This window comes from Blautia pseudococcoides, from assembly GCF_001689125.2.
Lineage (GTDB): Bacteria > Bacillota > Clostridia > Lachnospirales > Lachnospiraceae > Blautia > Blautia pseudococcoides.
In genome coordinates this window covers 3991318-4009317 of record NZ_CP015405.2, presented here as the reverse complement: position 1 = coordinate 4009317, position 18000 = coordinate 3991318, and the positions used below count along the sequence as shown (strand labels likewise).

At 39.5% G+C, this 18000-nt stretch carries 21 protein-coding genes and 3 pseudogenes; 22 read left to right on the top strand and 2 right to left on the bottom strand.

The window, feature by feature from the left end:
* Positions 1 to 35 precede the first annotated feature (35 nt).
* From A4V09_RS26570 to A4V09_RS18930, 7 genes and pseudogenes are all read left to right on the top strand, one after another.
* Positions 36 to 269 (top strand): annotated as a pseudogene (locus A4V09_RS26570) (sigma factor-like helix-turn-helix DNA-binding protein); the annotation flags it as partial.
* Between the two features lie 425 nt (positions 270 to 694).
* A complete protein-coding gene (locus tag A4V09_RS18950) occupies positions 695 to 1315 on the top strand; it encodes a TetR/AcrR family transcriptional regulator (RefSeq protein ID WP_065543707.1) in 621 nt (206 codons plus the stop codon).
* Complete coding sequence (locus tag A4V09_RS18945; protein WP_065543706.1) at positions 1312 to 2514, top strand: hypothetical protein; 1203 nt, start codon at positions 1312 to 1314, stop codon at positions 2512 to 2514. Before A4V09_RS18950 ends, A4V09_RS18945 begins: the two co-directional genes overlap by 4 nt.
* A gap of 36 nt (positions 2515 to 2550) precedes the next feature.
* Positions 2551 to 2709 carry a hypothetical protein gene (locus tag A4V09_RS24655; RefSeq protein ID WP_157123531.1) on the top strand — a complete coding sequence of 53 codons (159 nt, stop codon included), beginning with the start codon at positions 2551 to 2553 and terminating at the stop codon, positions 2707 to 2709.
* Positions 2710 to 3148: 439 nt separating this feature from the next.
* Positions 3149 to 4207, top strand: coding sequence for an AraC family transcriptional regulator (locus tag A4V09_RS18940; protein WP_162291120.1), 1059 nt, complete (start codon positions 3149 to 3151; stop codon positions 4205 to 4207).
* Positions 4208 to 4296: 89 nt separating this feature from the next.
* The gene (locus tag A4V09_RS18935) at positions 4297 to 5628 is read left to right on the top strand and encodes an MATE family efflux transporter (protein WP_065543704.1); all 1332 of its coding nucleotides are present in this window, start codon (positions 4297 to 4299) and stop codon (positions 5626 to 5628) included.
* 1 nt (position 5629) lies between these two features.
* Positions 5630 to 6586: an aminoglycoside phosphotransferase family protein gene (locus tag A4V09_RS18930; RefSeq protein ID WP_065543703.1), complete on the top strand. Its 957-nt coding sequence runs from the start codon at positions 5630 to 5632 to the stop codon at positions 6584 to 6586.
* 138 nt (positions 6587 to 6724) lie between these two features.
* Here the strand turns inward: A4V09_RS18930 and A4V09_RS26905 are convergent, their stop codons facing one another.
* Both A4V09_RS26905 and A4V09_RS26900 read right to left on the bottom strand, forming a co-directional pair.
* On the bottom strand, positions 6725 to 6826 hold the full coding sequence (locus A4V09_RS26905; protein WP_230322416.1) for a hypothetical protein: 102 nt from the start codon (positions 6824 to 6826) through the stop codon (positions 6725 to 6727).
* A complete protein-coding gene (locus A4V09_RS26900) occupies positions 6787 to 6915 on the bottom strand; it encodes a hypothetical protein (protein ID WP_268866314.1) in 129 nt (42 codons plus the stop codon). The genes A4V09_RS26905 and A4V09_RS26900 overlap by 40 nt, the downstream gene beginning before the upstream one ends.
* Positions 6916 to 7373: 458 nt before the next feature.
* Here A4V09_RS26900 and A4V09_RS18920 point away from each other — a divergent pair, with 458 nt between their 5' ends.
* From A4V09_RS18920 to A4V09_RS18860, 15 genes and pseudogenes are all read left to right on the top strand, one after another.
* Complete coding sequence (locus A4V09_RS18920; protein WP_065543702.1) at positions 7374 to 8273, top strand: helix-turn-helix transcriptional regulator; 900 nt, start codon at positions 7374 to 7376, stop codon at positions 8271 to 8273.
* Between the two features lie 170 nt (positions 8274 to 8443).
* A complete protein-coding gene (locus A4V09_RS18915) occupies positions 8444 to 8887 on the top strand; it encodes a winged helix-turn-helix domain-containing protein (protein WP_065543701.1) in 444 nt (147 codons plus the stop codon).
* Positions 8888 to 9080: 193 nt separating this feature from the next.
* Entirely contained in the window at positions 9081 to 9737 is a 657-nt protein-coding gene (locus tag A4V09_RS18910; RefSeq protein WP_089280665.1) for a response regulator transcription factor, read from the top strand.
* 78 nt (positions 9738 to 9815) lie between these two features.
* Positions 9816 to 10280 (top strand): VOC family protein, encoded by a 465-nt coding sequence (locus A4V09_RS18905; protein WP_065543700.1) that lies wholly within the window; start codon positions 9816 to 9818, stop codon positions 10278 to 10280.
* Between the two features lie 38 nt (positions 10281 to 10318).
* The gene (locus tag A4V09_RS25595; protein ID WP_230322408.1) at positions 10319 to 10693 is read left to right on the top strand and encodes a hypothetical protein; all 375 of its coding nucleotides are present in this window, start codon (positions 10319 to 10321) and stop codon (positions 10691 to 10693) included.
* Positions 10653 to 11060 (top strand): GNAT family N-acetyltransferase, encoded by a 408-nt coding sequence (locus tag A4V09_RS25590; protein WP_230322407.1) that lies wholly within the window; start codon positions 10653 to 10655, stop codon positions 11058 to 11060. Before A4V09_RS25595 ends, A4V09_RS25590 begins: the two co-directional genes overlap by 41 nt.
* A 140-nt stretch (positions 11061 to 11200) precedes the next feature.
* The gene (locus A4V09_RS18895) at positions 11201 to 11944 is read left to right on the top strand and encodes an inositol monophosphatase family protein (RefSeq protein WP_268866312.1); all 744 of its coding nucleotides are present in this window, start codon (positions 11201 to 11203) and stop codon (positions 11942 to 11944) included.
* A gap of 249 nt (positions 11945 to 12193) precedes the next feature.
* A complete protein-coding gene (locus tag A4V09_RS18890) occupies positions 12194 to 12853 on the top strand; it encodes a phosphatase PAP2 family protein (RefSeq protein ID WP_065543698.1) in 660 nt (219 codons plus the stop codon).
* Between the two features lie 22 nt (positions 12854 to 12875).
* Positions 12876 to 13493, top strand: a complete 618-nt coding sequence (locus A4V09_RS18885; RefSeq protein WP_065543697.1) for a helix-turn-helix domain-containing protein — start codon at positions 12876 to 12878, stop codon at positions 13491 to 13493.
* 77 nt (positions 13494 to 13570) lie between these two features.
* On the top strand, positions 13571 to 14050 hold the full coding sequence (locus A4V09_RS18880) for a DUF3788 domain-containing protein (RefSeq protein WP_084043674.1): 480 nt from the start codon (positions 13571 to 13573) through the stop codon (positions 14048 to 14050).
* The gene (locus A4V09_RS18875) at positions 14026 to 14499 is read left to right on the top strand and encodes a hypothetical protein (protein ID WP_065543696.1); all 474 of its coding nucleotides are present in this window, start codon (positions 14026 to 14028) and stop codon (positions 14497 to 14499) included. The genes A4V09_RS18880 and A4V09_RS18875 overlap by 25 nt, the downstream gene beginning before the upstream one ends.
* A 224-nt stretch (positions 14500 to 14723) precedes the next feature.
* A pseudogene (locus A4V09_RS26895) lies at positions 14724 to 14893 on the top strand (inositol monophosphatase family protein); the annotation flags it as partial.
* 219 nt (positions 14894 to 15112) lie between these two features.
* A pseudogene (locus tag A4V09_RS18870) lies at positions 15113 to 15738 on the top strand (nucleotidyl transferase AbiEii/AbiGii toxin family protein); the annotation flags it as partial.
* Between the two features lie 66 nt (positions 15739 to 15804).
* Positions 15805 to 16470, top strand: coding sequence for a response regulator transcription factor (locus A4V09_RS18865; protein WP_065543695.1), 666 nt, complete (start codon positions 15805 to 15807; stop codon positions 16468 to 16470).
* A gap of 139 nt (positions 16471 to 16609) precedes the next feature.
* Positions 16610 to 17914 (top strand): sensor histidine kinase, encoded by a 1305-nt coding sequence (locus A4V09_RS18860; protein ID WP_065543694.1) that lies wholly within the window; start codon positions 16610 to 16612, stop codon positions 17912 to 17914.
* Positions 17915 to 18000 lie beyond the last annotated feature (86 nt).

Genomic DNA, 18000 nt, shown 5'->3' with positions numbered 1-18000 from the left:
CCTATACCACCTTTCGGCGGCTTTGATTTTTCAGATTCGTGTCTGTGTCTCCTGACGAGCTCTACGAGCGCAAAGTTACCATGCAGGAGCTCCTTGCAGCAATCGCCAGTCTGCCAGACAAACAGGAAAAGCGAGTTTACGCTCACTTCATTCTTGGCATGACCCAGACGGACATTGCCAGGGTGGAAGGTGTCAGCAAAATGGCCGTGTGCTATTCCATCGAGCGGGCATTGCAGACGATGGAAAAATTTTTGAAAAATCGTCTGTGATGACTTTACAGAAGTTCCAAAAATGAAATGGCTTATGAAAGGTATACAGTCTCGGGCCAACTTGGGTCTGTTGACAAAGTAGCGCCAAACGCGCCCGAAATATGATATAAGCCAGTTGCTCCTGTGTTATCCCCTTGGCTTCTCTTTTGCGCTTGATCCCCAGCCCTATATCGTGAAAATCAAACTTGCGTTCATCGCGTTCAAACTTCATGTCATCACCCAAGGTAATTCTACATTTCAGGTGATAGTATTTGAACGATGTTTCTTTTCATGTAATAGACTGTTTAATTTCACAAACGGTACAGATTGACTGAAACACACCCAAATAATTGAGATGGATTTGAAATTTTGTTGACAAGTATGGCAGAAGTTATTATAATAATAAACAGAACAATATTCTGTTTATTGCGGAGAGGTGAATTGATATGTCGAGAAAAGCTGTTTTAGAGGGTGGAAAGCGCGATGAAATCCTAAATGCTGCGTTAGAATTATTCTTAAAAAACGGATATGAGGCTACTTCTATCCGAATGATTTTAGAACGGGTCAACGGGGAAGTCGGTATGTTTTATCACTACTTCAATTCCAAGCAAGAAGTATTTGATAAAGCCGTCGAACTCTTTTTTAAGAAAAGCGGAGAAAGATTTTCGGCCATAATGAATAAATCCGCAAACCACATCACCCCTCGATCAAGACTGGAACAGCTATATGATTGTTACACCAACAGTATGGCAGAACTAACTCAATTAGCAAATGGCTCAATTCATTGGTCAATATTGTATGCACTACATGAACAGACTTTAGAAGCAATGCTACCTGCTTTCCAGGTAATGATACATGAATTTCTGCAAGCGGCGGGCAAGGATGACTGCTACGGCAAAGAATATCTTGCCTCTTTTCTTCTGAAAGGAATTAGCGGTTTAGTGCATGATAGAGTATTCTCTACATTGTCCCTCGAACTTAAGGCGCAGGAAACCATGGAACTCATATGCAGAACATTGCAAATTCCGCACGATATATTTGAAAGCGAAGGGAGGCATCCTCTATGAAACAATATATACTGACTGAAAGGGCTCATCTCATGTGTCCTAATATGCACTTTGGCATCAAGGCAAAAATCGCCGCAGGATACGACGAGGGGAAATTTCACGATGCACTTCGGGCGCTTGCGTCTGCACATCCATTTTTGAAAAGCAATGTTGCCCGAGAAGCTAAAAGCGGAAAGCTGTATTATTGCCAGCATCAGGAAATAAAAATCCCAGTTTTTGAGAAAGACAATGCTTCCCGGTGGCAAGATGATTATAGCGATATGACAAGATATGGCTGGGACGCTTTTAAGAAGTGCCTTTTGAAGCTCATAGTTTACCCAGATAGAGAATCATTTGAAGTTATATTTATCGCGCATCACCTTTTGGGAGATGGACGCAGTATATTGAACTTGGTATGCGAATTTGCCAACTGCTATCTGTCCGGGAAAACGCCTACGCTTGCCGAAGAAAGCCCTATTTTGTCTATTGATGAACTTCCAAAAGGTAGCCAGCTTTCGTCAGTAAATAAGCTGATTATTGGCTATGCAAACCGCAAATGGAAACATGAAGGGCATACCGTCAGTTATGAGGATTACAGAAAATTTGAAACGGAGTTTATTGCCGACAATCCGGTTTCCTATCTGGAGGAGGTATGGGAGCCAAGGAAGACCGAAGAAGTTTTAAGAAAATGCCATGAACACGGAGTATCATTGAATGACTACCTTGTTGCCGAGATGATGCGTAAAGAGAAAACGAACCGGGTCGTGGCCGCAGTAGATATACGCAGACATCTCTCTCGCTATAAGGTAGGTGCGTTGGGTAATTATGCCTCTGCAACTGCAATAGAGGTTTCCAATAAATCCGAAGATATTTGGAACATAGCGAGGTCAGTTTCGGAAAGGCTCAAAAAGAATATAAGTAATCCAGGAAAATTGATGATGATCCTTGCCTGTTACCTCTATATGGAGCCGGAACTGATTGATGCTGCCGCAATTTCAGCTATAGGCAGATTTAACAGCAGCGCGGGAAAATTTATTGGGTCGGCAATCCTTGGGTATAAAAAACGCAATGGCTACAGTGTCACTAATCTTGGAAATGTGGATAATCCAAACATTGTTGAAGCGATGTTTATTCCTCCGGCATCCCCTGCGAATGTTAAAACAATGGGTGTCCTTTCCGTAAACCATCGTTTGAAGAAATGTACTGCCCATTATCAATAAGATTGGGTAACTTTGGCCGGAAAGAGTGATTACTATTTGACAGCATTTTCAAATGCAGAAATTTCTGCTCTACAAGAAAAATATAGGAATGAAGTTATCGAACGTTGGGGCAGCACCCATGAGTATCAAGAGTTTTCTTCTTTTTTTCAGCCAGAGCCAAAAAAGAGAGAAATCGGAAGTGGAATGATTTTTTAATATATTCCCAAAATGTCTTTGAACGACTGGCGGAATATAAGGCAGAAACACCTGCTTTACCTGCCATTCAATCCATTGTTGCAGAGTGGCAGGAGATATATCTGAAAACTTCTATCCCTGTTCGGATGCTATGCTGATGTATCTGGGCGAATTTTATCAAACAGATGTTCCCCAACAAAAAGCGCAATTGCTCTGATAGTTGTTTCCACACTCACGTTCCCTATTCCTTGATTTTGGTTACACTGTTAATGTTCTCTTAATAAGCGGTGAAGATAGTTCAGAGCAACGCTAAAGAGCGATATGATAGGTACTCATCTTGCATTTTTTAGTTCACTATGCTACGATTGGCAATCAAATGTATGGCCTTCGGCTGTTAATAAATACCTACCAAATAATAGGCAGACCTTAACCTATGCCTTTATTAAAGGGATTATACAATATGGAAAGCATAATAAATTTTAATGACATATTAGCTTTATCAAAAAAGTTGGAAACGGAACGACTAGACCGTGAATTAAGTGTAGTTATGGTGGACGAATATAAAATAGATGATCAGTTACGGAAGTCACTTAAAAATGACACCTATCAATTTCCAGACACTTTTCAAACGAAAACAAATAAGCAGATTCTAACAAGGGTACAAGATCAATTTTCGGCGAAAATACATATTAAAAGAACGCCCGTATATTTCCATAAACACGATTTTGTGGAAATTCTTTATATATATAAGGGACACTGCAAGCAATTTATAGAAAATCTTGAAACCTGTATAGTATTGCAGGAGGGTGATTTATTTATGTTAAACCAGAATGTTATTCATGCCTTACAGCAGGAAGATGAACAGTCTGTTTTGATTAAAATGATTATCCCTATGGAATGGATTTCCTATGAATTTATCCAGGATATAAACCATAAAAGTGCCTTGTTTGATTTTTTCGTAAGTGCAAAGTCTCCGCAGAGAGAATATTATAACTATTTACAATATTGTTGTGTGGGTGATGAGCGGCGTCTCATAGAAGGGATAATGACAGAATACTACTTGAAACAACGCTACTTTGAGGCTGCAATAAAAAGTTACCTGCAGCTTCTTATGATCTTTCTTGAAAGAGAACAGAAAAAATACAAGTGTTGCAGGTATCGCTTATCCCATAGCTCTTTGCAAGCCGGAGAGATTATTCAATATATTTACAATCACAGTGAACATATTACATTGGAAGAATTAGCCCATGTTTTTTCTTTCAATCAAAGTTATTTAAGCCGAGTTATTAAAGAAAATTGCAAGATGAATTTTCATGAATTAGTCAGAGAAAGCAGGTTGGAAAAGGCGGCTGTCCTTTTAAGCAGCTCTGATTACTCGGTGGAAAAAATTGCACAAGCAGTAGGCTATCAAAATGCTGTCCCCATTTATCAGGGGATAAAAGAAAAATTTGGGTGTTCACCTGCTGAATACCGGAAAAGCTACGGTAAAATGAGTATAGAAAATTCCACAAATCAATGAATAGAATATCAATTCCCTTATATGTAAAATGTATGAGTAACCTGATGAAAAAACACTTTCCAATACTTTTACAGTGAGGATTTTGTATTATGGCAGAGGAACAAGTTAAAAATAGGCTGGAACAAGATTCTATTGGAAAACTCATGCTGGAACTATGCACACAGACAACGCTTTCCATTATGATTTATAATATCTATACCATTACAGATACGTTTTATGTATCAAAGGGAATAGGAAGTGTGGCAAGCGGCGCTATTGGGATTTTTTCGCCGGTTTTACTCTTAGTGAATGGCGTTAGTTCCACTTTGGGAACGGGGGGAGCCTCCATCATATCCCGCAGGCTGGGCGAGAGAAATCCGGCTGGTGGAAAAAAAGTAGTAGGCTGCATGATGTGGCTTTGGGTTCTGTGTTCCTTGACAATTACGATCACAGGACTTGCTTTTTTAGAACCGTTATTGGAATTATTAGGCAGTACCTCTGAAATTTATCCATATGCAGTAGAATATGGGCGGATCATGTTGATAGGTACTATCATTAGCACAGGGTTCTCTGGTATTATGCGGGCAGAAGGGGATATTTTCTATTCTACGTTACAATGGTGCTGTCCCGTAATGATTAACCTGCTCTTAGACCCGCTGTTTATATATGGTTTTCATATGGGGATTTCCGGTGCCGCAGTAGCAACTTTAATTGCACAGCTTTTTTCTGCTGTAAACAGTATTTATTACTTTTTTATTCGGAAAAATACTCCATGCCGGGTAGCATTGGGCGATATTAGGTGGAACAGGCAGGCATGTAAAGAAATATTATATATTGGGTTGCCTGCTTTTCTCAATAGCCTCGGAAACAGTTTGACGGGTATGGTTGGAAACCAGATATTAGGACAAGTAGGAGGCACACAGGCAATCGGCACCTATGCAGTTATATCAAGAATACAATCCTTTCTTTCTACGCCGTTCTCTGGCATTATGCAGGGGATTCAACCTATGCTTGGTTTTGATTGGGGTCGTCAACAGAGAAAAAGAGTAAAAAGGACAGTGGCCTATGCAATATTAGGTGGAGCTGTATATGGAGGCGTTATTGCAGTATGCGTATATTGTGGAGCGGGTGGCATTGTAAAATTATTTTCTGTAGATTCTGAAATTACCAGTATAGGGAAAACGGCATTACAGATCATATGCTTCTCTTTGGTAATTGGAGGCATAATGCCTGTAATTCAGGCTTATTTTCTAGCATTGGGATATGGAAAAAAGGTCTTGTTTTTGTCATTGGAAAGTATTTTTGCCATTCGCTTACCGCTTTTACTGATAGCATGGCGGCTAGACAACCTTGACATTATATGGTGGATACTGGTTTTAACGGAATGGCTGATTGCAGGATTGGCCGTATATAACTATAAAATCGTAAGAAAGGAACGGTAAGATGGAGAGCTTGACAAAGAACAAACAGAACAGAGAAACTATATCGAAGATGGTGGAAAAATATTTCTCACCGCTTAAAATGAAAAACTATCGGGAATTGACAGAGGGTTATTTTAATATTGCCTATGAAATTCATTTGAGTAATGAGGAACAAGTGATATTGAAAATAGCCCCATTAAAAGAAATGCGTGTTATGACTTATGAAAAAAATATCATGTCCAGCGAAGTGGAAGCTATGAAATTGGCTATCCGGCATGGTAAAATACCTGTACCTAAAATGCTGGGGTATGATGACAGTTGTACCATTTGCAATTCACCGTATTTCTTCATGGAAAAGCTAGAGGGAAAAAGCCTTAATACTATAAAAGACAGCTTATCATTAGAACAGATAAACCGTATACATGTTGAAACAGGAGAAATAAACAAAAGAATAAACGATATACTCTGTCCTGTGTTTGGGTATCCCGGACAGCCTGAATTTCAGGGAAAGGAATGGTATCCTATTTTTCGTAAGATGATGGAGGCGGGGGTAAATGATGCACAGCACGGAAATGTAGATTTAAAAATACCAATCGACCAGATGTGGCTTTGTCTTGATCGAGATAAATCTATTTTTGAAGAAGTGTCAGAGCCAAAGTTGGTACATTGGGATTGTTGGGACGGAAATATCTTTATTCATTCTGGAAAAGTAACAGGAATCATAGATTGGGAACGGAGCATTTGGGGAGATCCTCTCATGGAAGTGGGGTTTCGTACTTACGCTGAGAATACCTGCTTTCAAAAAGGCTATGGGATTAAAAGACTAACTAAAAATCAGGAACGCAGGGCCTTATGGTATGATATATATTTAATGCTTTTGGTTGCATTGGAGTACGAATATAGAAAATATGAAACGATGGATAGCTATTATTACGCAACACAAATGTTAATTAAACAGTTTGAAAAAGTACAGGGATAAAAAACTGTTTACAAAGGAAGCGGAGGACGTTTATTCCTCCCCCGCTTCCTTGATTCTGATTTCCCTGTCAATGGCTCCCTCGATAATCGGCAAATACGGTTCGGGACACAGCTTTATTTTGTGGCCGTTTCTCTGGAGTTATTTGCTCGCCAGCTCATAAAGTACCGGAATAATGGGAAGATAGCCGCTGTTTTCAATATTTACAAGATACCGGGGATCAATACTGATTTGTTCAGCCAATGCCCTACGGGACAATCCCAATGCATTACGCGCTTCTTTGATGCTGCTCCATGCGTTTCAAGGCCGGGATATTTTGTTTCTTTCGCCATAGCGTTTCACCCCTTTACATTGAATTATGTAATGTACTCCAGTAAAGAAAGTGGGAAAAAGCGTGGAACCATTTCAGTTCCGTATGACCGAGCCAGTTTCGGATATGGCTTGCACGCCTCGCAAGAACCGTCTGGCCAAAGTTGACAAGGCGGCCCTTGACGAGTCCCCATCCCCCGGCGTGGGGAGTTCCCCAACAAGCATTTTTGCGGACTCCGGCCACGCAAAAAGAGCAAGTATGTCCAAACTTGCTCTGCTTGCCGTTTGTATCGTGAATTCCTGATAACCAGGATGGTTTTACCTGTTCTGATTTTTACGGGGGCTTTGAATAAATCAGGGCCGCCGTAAAGCGAGAATAGCTATTGTCTGAATTGCGTTAGCTTAAATGAAGCACATTATTCTTAACTTGCCGTACACTTGTCAAGTTTCTTGCGTTATAATATAGGCGGAGGTGTACGGTATGCAGATGAACAGGTTGTTTCAAATTGTCTACTATTTATTGGAAAACGGAAAATCTTCGGCTCCTGAATTGGCAAAGAAATTTGAGGTTTCTACTCGGACCATTTACAGAGATTTAGATACCATTAGCGCGGCAGGAATCCCGATTTATGCTACACAGGGAAAAGGCGGCGGTATCTCTTTGTTGGAAAATTATGTTTTGGACAAGTCTATATTTTCAGAAAAAGAGCAGGAACAAATATTGATTGCCTTACAGGGCATTGCATCCACAGAAGGTGAAAATGCGGATGAATTGCTATCTAAATTGTCAGCACTCTTTCAGATTAAATGGACGGATTGGATAGAAGTTGATTTTTCAGACTGGAATAAAAATAAGGCGGATCAGATATTTGCCGAGGTTAAAAAAGCGATTTTTGACAGAAGAATCATCACCTTTTCTTATTTTGGTAGCGACGGTCAGTATCTATCACGCTCTGTGAAACCGATTAAGTTGGTTTTCAAGGGTAAAGACTGGTATTTATATGGATTCTGTCTGTTAAGAAGTGACTACCGTTTTTTCAAGTTGACGCGCATACAAGACTTGGTAACTTCTGCCGAAACATTCATAATGGACATGTCGGACTTACCAAAGGAAAAGATGAAAATGCCTCATTACAATAGCGTTTCTGTAACTTTGAAATTCTCCCCGCAGGTTGCCTTTCGCGTACATGACGAGTTTTCTGATGCCATTACAACAGACGAAGAAAATAATCTATATGTAACCGCAAATTTACCAGACCATGAGGTCATTTATCATTATCTGCTTACTTTTGGAGAGCATGTCGAGGTGCTTTCCCCGGCGCATATCCGGGATGGGATAAAAGAGAAAGTATGCTCCATTCTAAAAAAATATGAAACATGACACAGGATTTCAGGTTTTGTTTGTTATACTTGTTTTAGAAACAGAAAACTTTTGGTATTCAATCAAAATAAAAGAATGAATACCTGCATTGACGGAGGAGGTGATAACATGGGAAATTAGCTGTATTTGATATATCTGAATCGGGCGGTAAAATTGCAGAAAAACTGCTTATGCTGTTAAATACCCGTCAGAGGCAGGAGTTAGTAAATTATCTTCTTGCTTTAAAAGGGCAACAGAATAATCCGGCTGATATCCCATGTGATATTCCCGATACTTATAGGGTGCAGGGAGCCATTGAGGAACCTTTTACAGAGATCCGCATGGGGGATTTATATTTCTGCCAGGAGCAGCGGCTTGTATGTATTGGCGAGCAGATAATTGAATTAACTGCTAAGGAATTTGACATCCTTGCTTTGCTAATTACACACCCGAAGCGGGTATTTACCTATGAGCTGATTATGGAATTGGTTTGGAATGAGGATCATTCGTATTACTCTCGCAAGGCAGTCAATAACCATGTAAGCAATCTGCGGAAGAAGTTGAAAATTACGCCGGATTCCCCGGACTACATCAAAAGCGTTGTTGGCGTTGGTTATAAATTTGAAGTGCCGTAATATGACTATGGAATCAGATGACAGTTGGATACATCTAAGGTGTGGCTGCTATATCTATCTGTTTCGCTTAATGTGAGGAATCGTCAAGATTAGGAATGCGTTGTCTTGACGATTATCTATCATTATGCTGATAATGTAACAGCGTTTTGGTACATAATAAAGATAGATAGTTTGGGCAGGAAGGAGCAATGCAATGAATGAAAAAATTTTAGTGGTGGATGACGAAAAAGGGTTGGCAGATTTGGTTGAAGTCTATCTGAAAAACGATGGATATACCGTTTATAAATTTTACAATGGTACGGATACGTTAAGGTGCATTGAGTCTACCCACTTGGATTTAGCCATATTAGATATTATGCTCCCGGATATTGATGGCTTTCAAATTTGCCAGAAAATCCGGGAGAAATTTTATTTTCCTGTGATTATGCTGACAGCAAAAGTAGAAGATGGGGATAAAATCATGGGGCTGTCCGTTGCGGATGACTATATCACGAAGCCGTTCAACCCATTGGAAGTGGTTGCCCGCGTGAAAGCGCAGTTAAGGCAGTATATGAGATACAGACAGCCGCAGATCAAGCAGGAGGATGAATGCAGCGAATATGATATAAGAGGAATGACAATCAGTAAGAAAAGCCATAAATGTATCTTGTTTGGAAAAGAGCTTCAGCTGACGCCGACAGAGTTTTCAATTCTCTGGTATCTGTGTGAAAATCAGGGGAAGGTTGTCTCAACGGAGGAATTATTTGAAGTGGTATGGGGAGAAAAAACTGTGTGGGGAGTGGGATATACCATTGAAATCTTGGACAAAACCAGAGAAGAAATAGTAGAGATACAGGCTGCTCTATGGTAAAATGAACTTTCAACAGTTAAGGCTTGTGAAGATCCGGTCAAAAATAGGGAACCACCACAGTTTGGAAGGAGAATTTGCATGAAACACGTATGTATGCTTATATCTGTGGCTGATATTAACGCCGCAAGAAAATTTTATGAGGATCTGTTTGGATTAGAGGTGTTTCAGGATTACGGTAAGAACATCGCCTTTACCTGCGGCCTGGCACTGCAGCAGGATTTTGACTGGCTTGTGAATCTGCCGAAAGAAAAGATATTAAAGAAATCTAACAATGCGGAAATCGTCTTTGAGGAACAGGACTTTGACGGTTTTCTAAACAAGCTGAAAGAATACCCGGACATCGAATATCTGGGAGAAGTGATCGAACATAGCTGGGGCCAGCGGGTGATCCGGTTTTACGATTTGGATGGCCATATCATTGAGGTCGGCGAGGATATGAAAATGGTGATAAAGCGCTTTCTTGCTTCCGGCATGACCATGGAAGAAGTTTCTGTGAAAATGGATGCTTCCGTTGAGGATTTAACAAAGCTTCTGAATAGCTAATACATGATGGACGAATAAACAAATCGGAGATTGTAGGAATGAACATGAAAGTGATTATTAAGAAGAAAATGGAAGAATTATTATCAAAGGAATTTTATTACAGTCCGGATGAACTAAATGGAAAATCAACGGTGTATACTGTTAACTTCAATGCAAAACCACCATATATTAAAATACTAGCCTATAGAAATTGTGTTGTGGTTTGTACCTCAGAGAATCTGCGTTATAAAGTTCAAGAACTTTTACAAAGCAAGAATAGAGATGAAATATTTGAACTTCCTTTGGTTTATGGGCAGACAATACATTATGTTCCTAATGATAACTATACAGAAGAGGCATTGATTTCATTGGATTGTAAGTGCGAGTATCTTTTTGGCAGAGATATTTTCCCTTACTGGATTGACTGGTTTTGAAAATTCCTTAGCATTTGATGAAAATGGTTCTACATCAACAAAAGGTGTTTATATTGCAAAGGACAATAATAAAATTATTGGAGTAGCAGGCGCCGCAGAATCATCAACAGATGGTGTATGGGAAATAGGTATAGATGTTATGGAAGAATATAGAAATGCCAGATTGGGAACGTATTTAGTGAGGGGATTGACAAAAGAATTACTGGCACGAAATATTATTCCATTCTATTCTGCTTCTATAACGAATATTGGTTCGCAGATGGTAGCAAGTAGGTGTGACTATATACCGTTATGGGTTGATACATTTGGAACTATTCTTGATGGGAGTTCAGTATACAATGATATGATTAAAGGTTTATCATTGTAATTTGCTGAATGAAAACTTCCAGTTTGTCAAGTTCTTTCAAACCTTTCTTAACCCCTTTAGTTAAGAGACATCATTTACAAAAACTCTTATGGAAGTTTTGTAACCAGGTAGTTTAAGCCAATGGAGGAAACGTATATGAACTGAAAATTATCAGTTTAGTAACAAAAACGCAGGGGTTAATAAAAAACCGTGAAATGGCCGCTCATGTAAAAGAGAAGGGTCTTGCAGACTATGTAACGCAGGTAGATATTGCCGTGCAAAATTTCTTAAAGAAGGAGCTGTTTGCCCTTGCACCGGATATTCAGTTTCTCGGAGAAGAAACCGGATTGCAGGAAATAAAAGGCGGATCGCTTTTGATCTTAGACCCGGTTGACGGGACTACCAACCTTATGCACGACTATCAGCACAGCGTTGTATCTTTAGCGCTTTGCCGCCAGGGAGAAATTGTTATGGGAATCGTATATGACCCCTTCCATGAAGAAGTGTTTTCAACGATTAAGGGAGAAGGCAGCTTCCTAAATGGACAGCCCATACATGTATCAACCGCAGAAAAACTATCCGACACGATGATCGGGCTGGGAACAGCAAAAAGAGAGCTGGCTGATGATAACTTTGCCCGGTTCCGCAGAGTGTTCGGCCAGTGCCAGGATGTCCGCAGGATTGGGTCTGCCGCTCTGGAACTGGCATATACCGCCCGCGGCAGACAAGGTGGCTATTTCGAGATATATCTGAATCCCTGGGATTATGCTGCCGGTATGCTGTTGATTCAGGAGGCAGGCGGTCAAGTGACTGATTTTGCGGGAAAACCGCTTGATCCGAGAAAAGGCGGCAGCGTTGTAGGAACAAACGGATATATTCATACAGAACTGCTAAATCTGCTGTGAGCCGTGTGTTTCCTTTTTGGACATTGATGAGAATATAGCAATGCTTTTGAACAGCTAATACCTTGTGGACAAATAAAAAAACTGGAATTTGTAGGAATAGATATTCTGGAAAATATAGTGAAAACTGCGCATTTGTGGGGATGATACGAATCGTGTCACACATGTGAAAGAGCGATTCTTTCGTCATTTTACGTTTTTTGATAAGGTGAAACTGTCGAAAAGACAAACCAATTATAGAAAGGACGTAGAATGATGAAAAAAAGTGGAAAACAGGTTTTATTATTTGGAGGAATACTTATTGTAGCGTTTACAGTATGGACAGCTTTGATCCAGATGGTAGACGTGCAGCCGCTGGGTCAAAACGGAACCAATATTGGATTTGCAACATTCAATTGCTGGTTTCATCGTTTGGCAGGTGTCAATATGACAATTTATACGATTACCGATTGGATGGGACTTATTCCTTTAGTTGTATGCCTGATTTTTGCAGGTATTGGAGTGGTTCAGTTAATAAAGAGAAGAAGTCTCTTCAAAGTGGATCCAGATATCATTATCCTTGGAGTTTACTATGTTGTCGTGATACTGGCATATTTGATTTTTGAAATGATCTCAATCAATTACAGACCGATTTTAATCAATGGAGTTATGGAGGCTTCTTATCCTTCTTCAACGACATTACTGGTATTGTGTGTGATGCCGACTTTGATTGAACAGATTCAGCGTAGACTGTCAAGCATTGCAATGAAAAGAATCGTTACGATTCTGGCAATCGCTTTTTCGGCATTCATGGTTATCAGCAGATTGATTTCCGGAGTACATTGGGTTACGGATATTGTGGGCGGCGTATTGTTAAGTGCCGGATTATTTACTGTCTATAAGGCGGTAGTTATGCTGTCAATAAAAAAATGAAATAAAAAAGGGGGTGCAGGAAGTGGAATTCCATGAAAAGCTTCAGGAATTAAGAAAGAGCCGAGGTTTGACACAAGAAGAGCTGGCCGAGGCTTTATTTGTCTCCAGAACTGCAATTTCAAAATGGGAATCTGGAAGAGGGTATCCAAGCATAGATTCATTAAAGGAAATATCCAGATATTTCTCTGTGTCTATTGATGAGTTGTTATCTGGAGATCAGTTGGTTTTGATTGCGGAAAAAGAAAACAAGTCAAACCTAGGCGGTCTATGTGACTTGTTATTTGGATTTGCCGATTTGCTTTCTTTGATGCTTATTTTTCTTCCATTGTATCCCAAACCGGTTGGCGGATATATCTATTCGGTCAATCTTATTGAGTATGTAGATAAAGAAATTTGGGTTTGTACGACATATTGGGGTCTTTTTATCGCATTAACGATTGTTGGAATTGTGAAGATTTTAATGGTCAATTTCAAATTTGAAAAGGGAAAAAAGGCGATTACTTTTTTATCTGTTGGGCTTAGTATTATTACTGTTTTGTTTTTGTCGATTGCGAGAGAAGCATATGCAGTAACAGTGGCTTTTCTGTTGTTACTTATAAAAGGGGGGCTGCTTTATAAACGAGCCGCAGCAGGCCGATAAGAGGTTGGGCCATACAACTTCCTGTTTGTCAGAGAGTAACGCAACAGAAAAGTAAATGGAAATTTATGGAGGATACGATGCTTGAAAATATACCATCTCATTCAACTATGACGGAATTGCTTGGACAATCCTTGCTCGAAGTTTGGCAAGCATTATGTTTGGCTATTGATAAAAAATACGATATGGATCGAGTATGGAATACTGGTGGTAAGCAATGGGATTACGAGTATAAATATCGCAGAGGCGGTAAAACACTTTGCTGCCTATACGCTAAAAGTAATTGCATTGGATTCATGATTATCTTTGGAAAAGATGAAAGAATAAAATTTGAAGATATAAGGGGTACTCTTTCTGACGCCGTTTGCAGGCAATATGATGAGGCAAAAACCTATCGTGACGGAAAATGGGTCATGTTTGAACCGACCAATACGGCTGATTTTGATGAATTTGCGCCACAGCCTGGCAGGCCATCGCGCAGCGATTTTGTTCAATCGGGATTTTTGAAACATTCATTAAAGCAGAGGAGGATAAAATGCCATACACATTTCAATCAGTGAAAGACACGGAAAAATTAACAGATAGCAGTAAACTATATAATTTTATTGAAGGCTTTGCAGATTATAAAAATCAGTTTTCTCTTATATACGGTAAAATTAAAGCGTTATTTGGTCAACCAATCTATGAGACAGAAAATTTGGGAAATCTTTTTTTATATCGCATTTTAACGACATCGGATGAAGGGGAAGAAATCCACTTAGAGATTTACTGTACAGGCTCAGGTCCCGCAGTTGGCGGTATGCAGGATGAAAAATCCAGAAAAGCGGCAAAGGCTTTAGTAGATTATGTCTGGCAGGCCGAACCGGTTAACTACACACATAAAGCTTACTATTTCGACGGACCTACAGTTCTTGAATTCGGAATCAAAAATGGCTCTCCTTATTATAACGAAACGGAGTTAAGACTTTCGGAAAAAGAATTTACGGAACTGTATACACATTTATCGTAAAACCTCAAAATATGTATCCTTCTCCTTTGTTTTTGCCTTTATGAAAGTTCATAACATGAGGGAAAAGGATATAATAGTTAATAAGTGCTATAAATTAGGTCTTATCATAATTCCAGTTTGTCAAGTTCTCTCAAACCTTAACTCCTTTAGTTAAGAGACATCGTTTGCAATAAATCTATGGAAGTTTTGTAACCAGGTAGTTGAAGCCAATGGAGGAAACATATATGGGTATTCAGAAAAATATCAGCTTAGTAACAAAGGCGCAGGAGTTCATAAAGAACCGTGAATGACCGCTCATGTAGAAGAGAAGGGCCTTGCAGACTATGTAACGCAGGTAGATATTGCCGTGCAAAATTTCTTAAAGAAGGAGCTGCTTGCCCTTGCACCAGACATATAAACAGTTAATACGTGAGGGACGAATAAACAAATCGGAATTTGTGGAGAGATTTCCTGAACTTTCCTTATTTTTCAAGGCTCGCAGAGCCTTATATGATGAAATGATATGTATTTTCCCTTATTTTTGCCCTTGTGAGATAATCGTGAGGGAAATAAGGGAAATTTCAATTTAGTCGTTGCCCGCTACTTTATCGAGAAGTCTTGCGGAGCTCCGTTTAATGTTAGTGTAACAGATGTGGAGACGATTATATCAAAAATCATAGCAATCCCCATAGATGACGGTGTTTCATTTCACATTAAAAGAATATCGGAAATTATGGAAGAAGCAGATTATCCGAGAGTACGAGTAAGTATGGAAACTAAGCTTGATGGTGTCATTACACCATTAAAGATAGATATTTCCACAGGGGATGTAATTACACCAAGAGAAATAAGGTATAGATTTAACCTTATGCTTGAAGATCGTACAATTGAAGTGTGGGCTTATAATCTTGAGACGGTATTGGCTGAGAAACTGGAAACTGTTATCAGCCGAAATGTTACGAATACACGAATGAGAGATTTTTATGATATTTATATCCTGCAAAAATTGTATGGACAACAACTCAAAAAAGAAATACTATGGAATGCACTTGTAGCGACAGCCGGGAAACGTGGAACATTGGAGCAGATAAAATCTGGAATATAAGAGAAATATTTGATGAAGTTGAATCAAGTCTGGTTATGGAAAAGTTGTGGGAAACATATCAAAAAAATTATTCTTATGCTGCTGATATTTCATGGCATATAGTCATGGAGTCTGTTCGATATTTATATCAAACTGGATGTTCGTCGAATTCTTGAAATAAACATACTCTCTCCAACAAAAATTCAAGAAAAAATGCTAATCTATAATATGGAGGTGAAGTAATGCAGAAGATTTTAATTGTCGAAGATGATGCTGATATTCAAGATATACTGAAAAACCATCTTATTGATGCAGGATATGAAGTTGCTGTCGCTTCTGACGGCGTGGCTGGGATAGCAATGTTTGACGATGCAATCGACCTTGTATTGTTAGACATTATGCTTCCTAAAATTGACGGTTATGGTGTATGTGAGGTCATTCGCAAGAGGTCACAAGTCCCAATCATCATGCTTACCGCGCTATCAGATGAAGAAAACCAGTTGAGGGGCTTTGAACAACAGATTGATGATTACATTCCAAAGCCCTTTTCTCCCAAAATACTGTTATGTAAGATTGCGGCTATACTTCGGCGTAGAACTACTGAAAATCAAAATCAATCCCTACTTACCTATAAAGAGTTGAGTATAGATATTGACGGATTTCATGTGTATCAAAGTGGAAACGAAGTCGTCTTGACCAGTAAGGAGTTTTCACTTCTTAGGCTTATGATTGAAAATCAAGGAAAGGTTTTTACTCGGCAGATGTTACTTGAACGATTGTGGTCGGATGATTTGGAAGTCGAAGATCGGATTGTTGACAGCCATATAAAGAACATTCGTAAAAAGCTAAGTGCCGATTATATAAAAACAATTAGAGGGGTGGGATATAGAATTGATAAAGTGCATTAAAAGGCGGCTATCTGTCAAGATTTTTATAATTACGTTTCTCTTACTGGGGGCAGCTTGTTGCGGAACATATTTCTTTATATCAAAGCTACTGCCTACGACATATTCAAATTTTATAAACTCGGCTACGGAGAAAGCCGCCATGCACCTTGCCGAGCAAATGACGGATTTTGATAATATAGACGATTGTGAAAATGAATTGACAGATTTTTCAGCGGAAACAAATGCTACTTTTTGGATTGAGGACAGCAACGGTTACATTATCTATCCAAATGAAGCATCAACGGAAACATCTACCGTTTCGGCAGACCAAACAGTTACATTTGATGAAGATGCGTCGTTCATAGATATGCAACCGTCCGGGACAACTACGACGAACTTTTATCCGATTACTCTAAAAAACGGTACTACTTATACATTGGCAGTTCAAACGGATTTGTACGTTGTACAGCAGGCAACAAAAGTATTGCTGTCCATACTTCCGTATGTCATCTTAATGGTTTTTCTGCTAGCGCTCCTTTGTGCATGGCTCTATACATGGTACATTACTCGACCTATTGTGCAACTGAGCAGGATTTCAAAACAAATGGCGGAACTGAATTTTTCCGGTCAATGTAATACTTCGCGAGAAGATGAATTGGGCTGTTTGGCGCAAAATCTAAATTCGTTGTCGGCTTCGCTCTCTACTGCATTGAACGACCTTCAAACTGCAAACCGGCAGCTCAAAACAGATATTGAAAAGGAACAAGCATTAGAGCAACAACGGGTAGAATTTTTCTCGGCAGCATCCCACGAACTGAAAACACCGCTGACTATTTTGAAAGGCCATTTGGCGGGGATGCTGAACGGAGTCAGCGGCTATGAGAACCACACAGAGTACATGGAGCGTTCCATTGCGGTTGTTGACAGGATGGAAAAGTTGGTAAAAGAGTTGTTATATGTTTCTAAAGCGGATGGAACTCAAAAATGCGAATATAAAACCGTTGACATTGCGGAAGTATTTCGGGTACAGATTGCTACAGTAACAGATTTATTGGAAAAAAAGAAACAGAGCCTTGAAGCAAATATTCCTGACCGACTTTACTGTGAAGTGGAACAAGTGCAGATGGAACGGGCAATTCAAAACATATTGGTAAACGCAATTCGGTATTCTCCAAGTGGCGAATTGATTCGTATTTCTTTGTCTGAAATATACGGTACGATTCGTGGTGAAATTGAAAATACAGGTGTCCATGTGTCTGATGATGCTATCCCACATTTGTTTGAAGCTTTCTACCGGGCGGACGCATCTCGTAACCGCAATACAGGAGGAACTGGATTAGGGCTTTATATTGTTCGTAAAATCATGGAAATGCACCATGCAAAGTATGGTATCTCAAATACAAGCAATGGTGTACTGTTTTGGTTTGAATTGCCATGCAAGCAGCCGATAGACAACTTCATCTAAAATCCATAATTCATGCAAACTATATCCAAGTTGCATTGTTATATTATAGCTGTCCTCAAGGGCAGCTATAATTTTTAGAAAGCGAG

What these genes read in the sequence shown, in the direction of transcription:
- A4V09_RS18920 (WP_065543702.1), top strand. Translation starts at nt 7,374, where the DNA reads ATGCAGATGAACAGGTTGTTTCAAATTGTCTACTATTTATTGGAAAAC.
- A4V09_RS25595 (WP_230322408.1), top strand. Translation starts at nt 10,319, where the DNA reads ATGAACATGAAAGTGATTATTAAGAAGAAAATGGAAGAATTATTATCA.
- A4V09_RS18950 (WP_065543707.1), top strand. Translation starts at nt 695, where the DNA reads ATGTCGAGAAAAGCTGTTTTAGAGGGTGGAAAGCGCGATGAAATCCTA.
- A4V09_RS18910 (WP_089280665.1), top strand. Translation starts at nt 9,081, where the DNA reads ATGAATGAAAAAATTTTAGTGGTGGATGACGAAAAAGGGTTGGCAGAT.
- A4V09_RS18890 (WP_065543698.1), top strand. Translation starts at nt 12,194, where the DNA reads ATGATGAAAAAAAGTGGAAAACAGGTTTTATTATTTGGAGGAATACTT.
- A4V09_RS18935 (WP_065543704.1), top strand. Translation starts at nt 4,297, where the DNA reads ATGGCAGAGGAACAAGTTAAAAATAGGCTGGAACAAGATTCTATTGGA.
- A4V09_RS18930 (WP_065543703.1), top strand. Translation starts at nt 5,630, where the DNA reads ATGGAGAGCTTGACAAAGAACAAACAGAACAGAGAAACTATATCGAAG.
- A4V09_RS18945 (WP_065543706.1), top strand. Translation starts at nt 1,312, where the DNA reads ATGAAACAATATATACTGACTGAAAGGGCTCATCTCATGTGTCCTAAT.
- A4V09_RS18905 (WP_065543700.1), top strand. Translation starts at nt 9,816, where the DNA reads ATGAAACACGTATGTATGCTTATATCTGTGGCTGATATTAACGCCGCA.
- A4V09_RS18860 (WP_065543694.1), top strand. Translation starts at nt 16,610, where the DNA reads ATGCACCTTGCCGAGCAAATGACGGATTTTGATAATATAGACGATTGT.
- A4V09_RS18940 (WP_162291120.1), top strand. Translation starts at nt 3,149, where the DNA reads ATGGAAAGCATAATAAATTTTAATGACATATTAGCTTTATCAAAAAAG.
- A4V09_RS26900 (WP_268866314.1), bottom strand. Translation starts at nt 6,915, where the DNA reads ATGGCGAAAGAAACAAAATATCCCGGCCTTGAAACGCATGGAGCAGCA.
- A4V09_RS18915 (WP_065543701.1), top strand. Translation starts at nt 8,444, where the DNA reads ATGCTGTTAAATACCCGTCAGAGGCAGGAGTTAGTAAATTATCTTCTT.
- A4V09_RS18875 (WP_065543696.1), top strand. Translation starts at nt 14,026, where the DNA reads ATGCCATACACATTTCAATCAGTGAAAGACACGGAAAAATTAACAGAT.
- A4V09_RS18880 (WP_084043674.1), top strand. Translation starts at nt 13,571, where the DNA reads ATGCTTGAAAATATACCATCTCATTCAACTATGACGGAATTGCTTGGA.
- A4V09_RS18865 (WP_065543695.1), top strand. Translation starts at nt 15,805, where the DNA reads ATGCAGAAGATTTTAATTGTCGAAGATGATGCTGATATTCAAGATATA.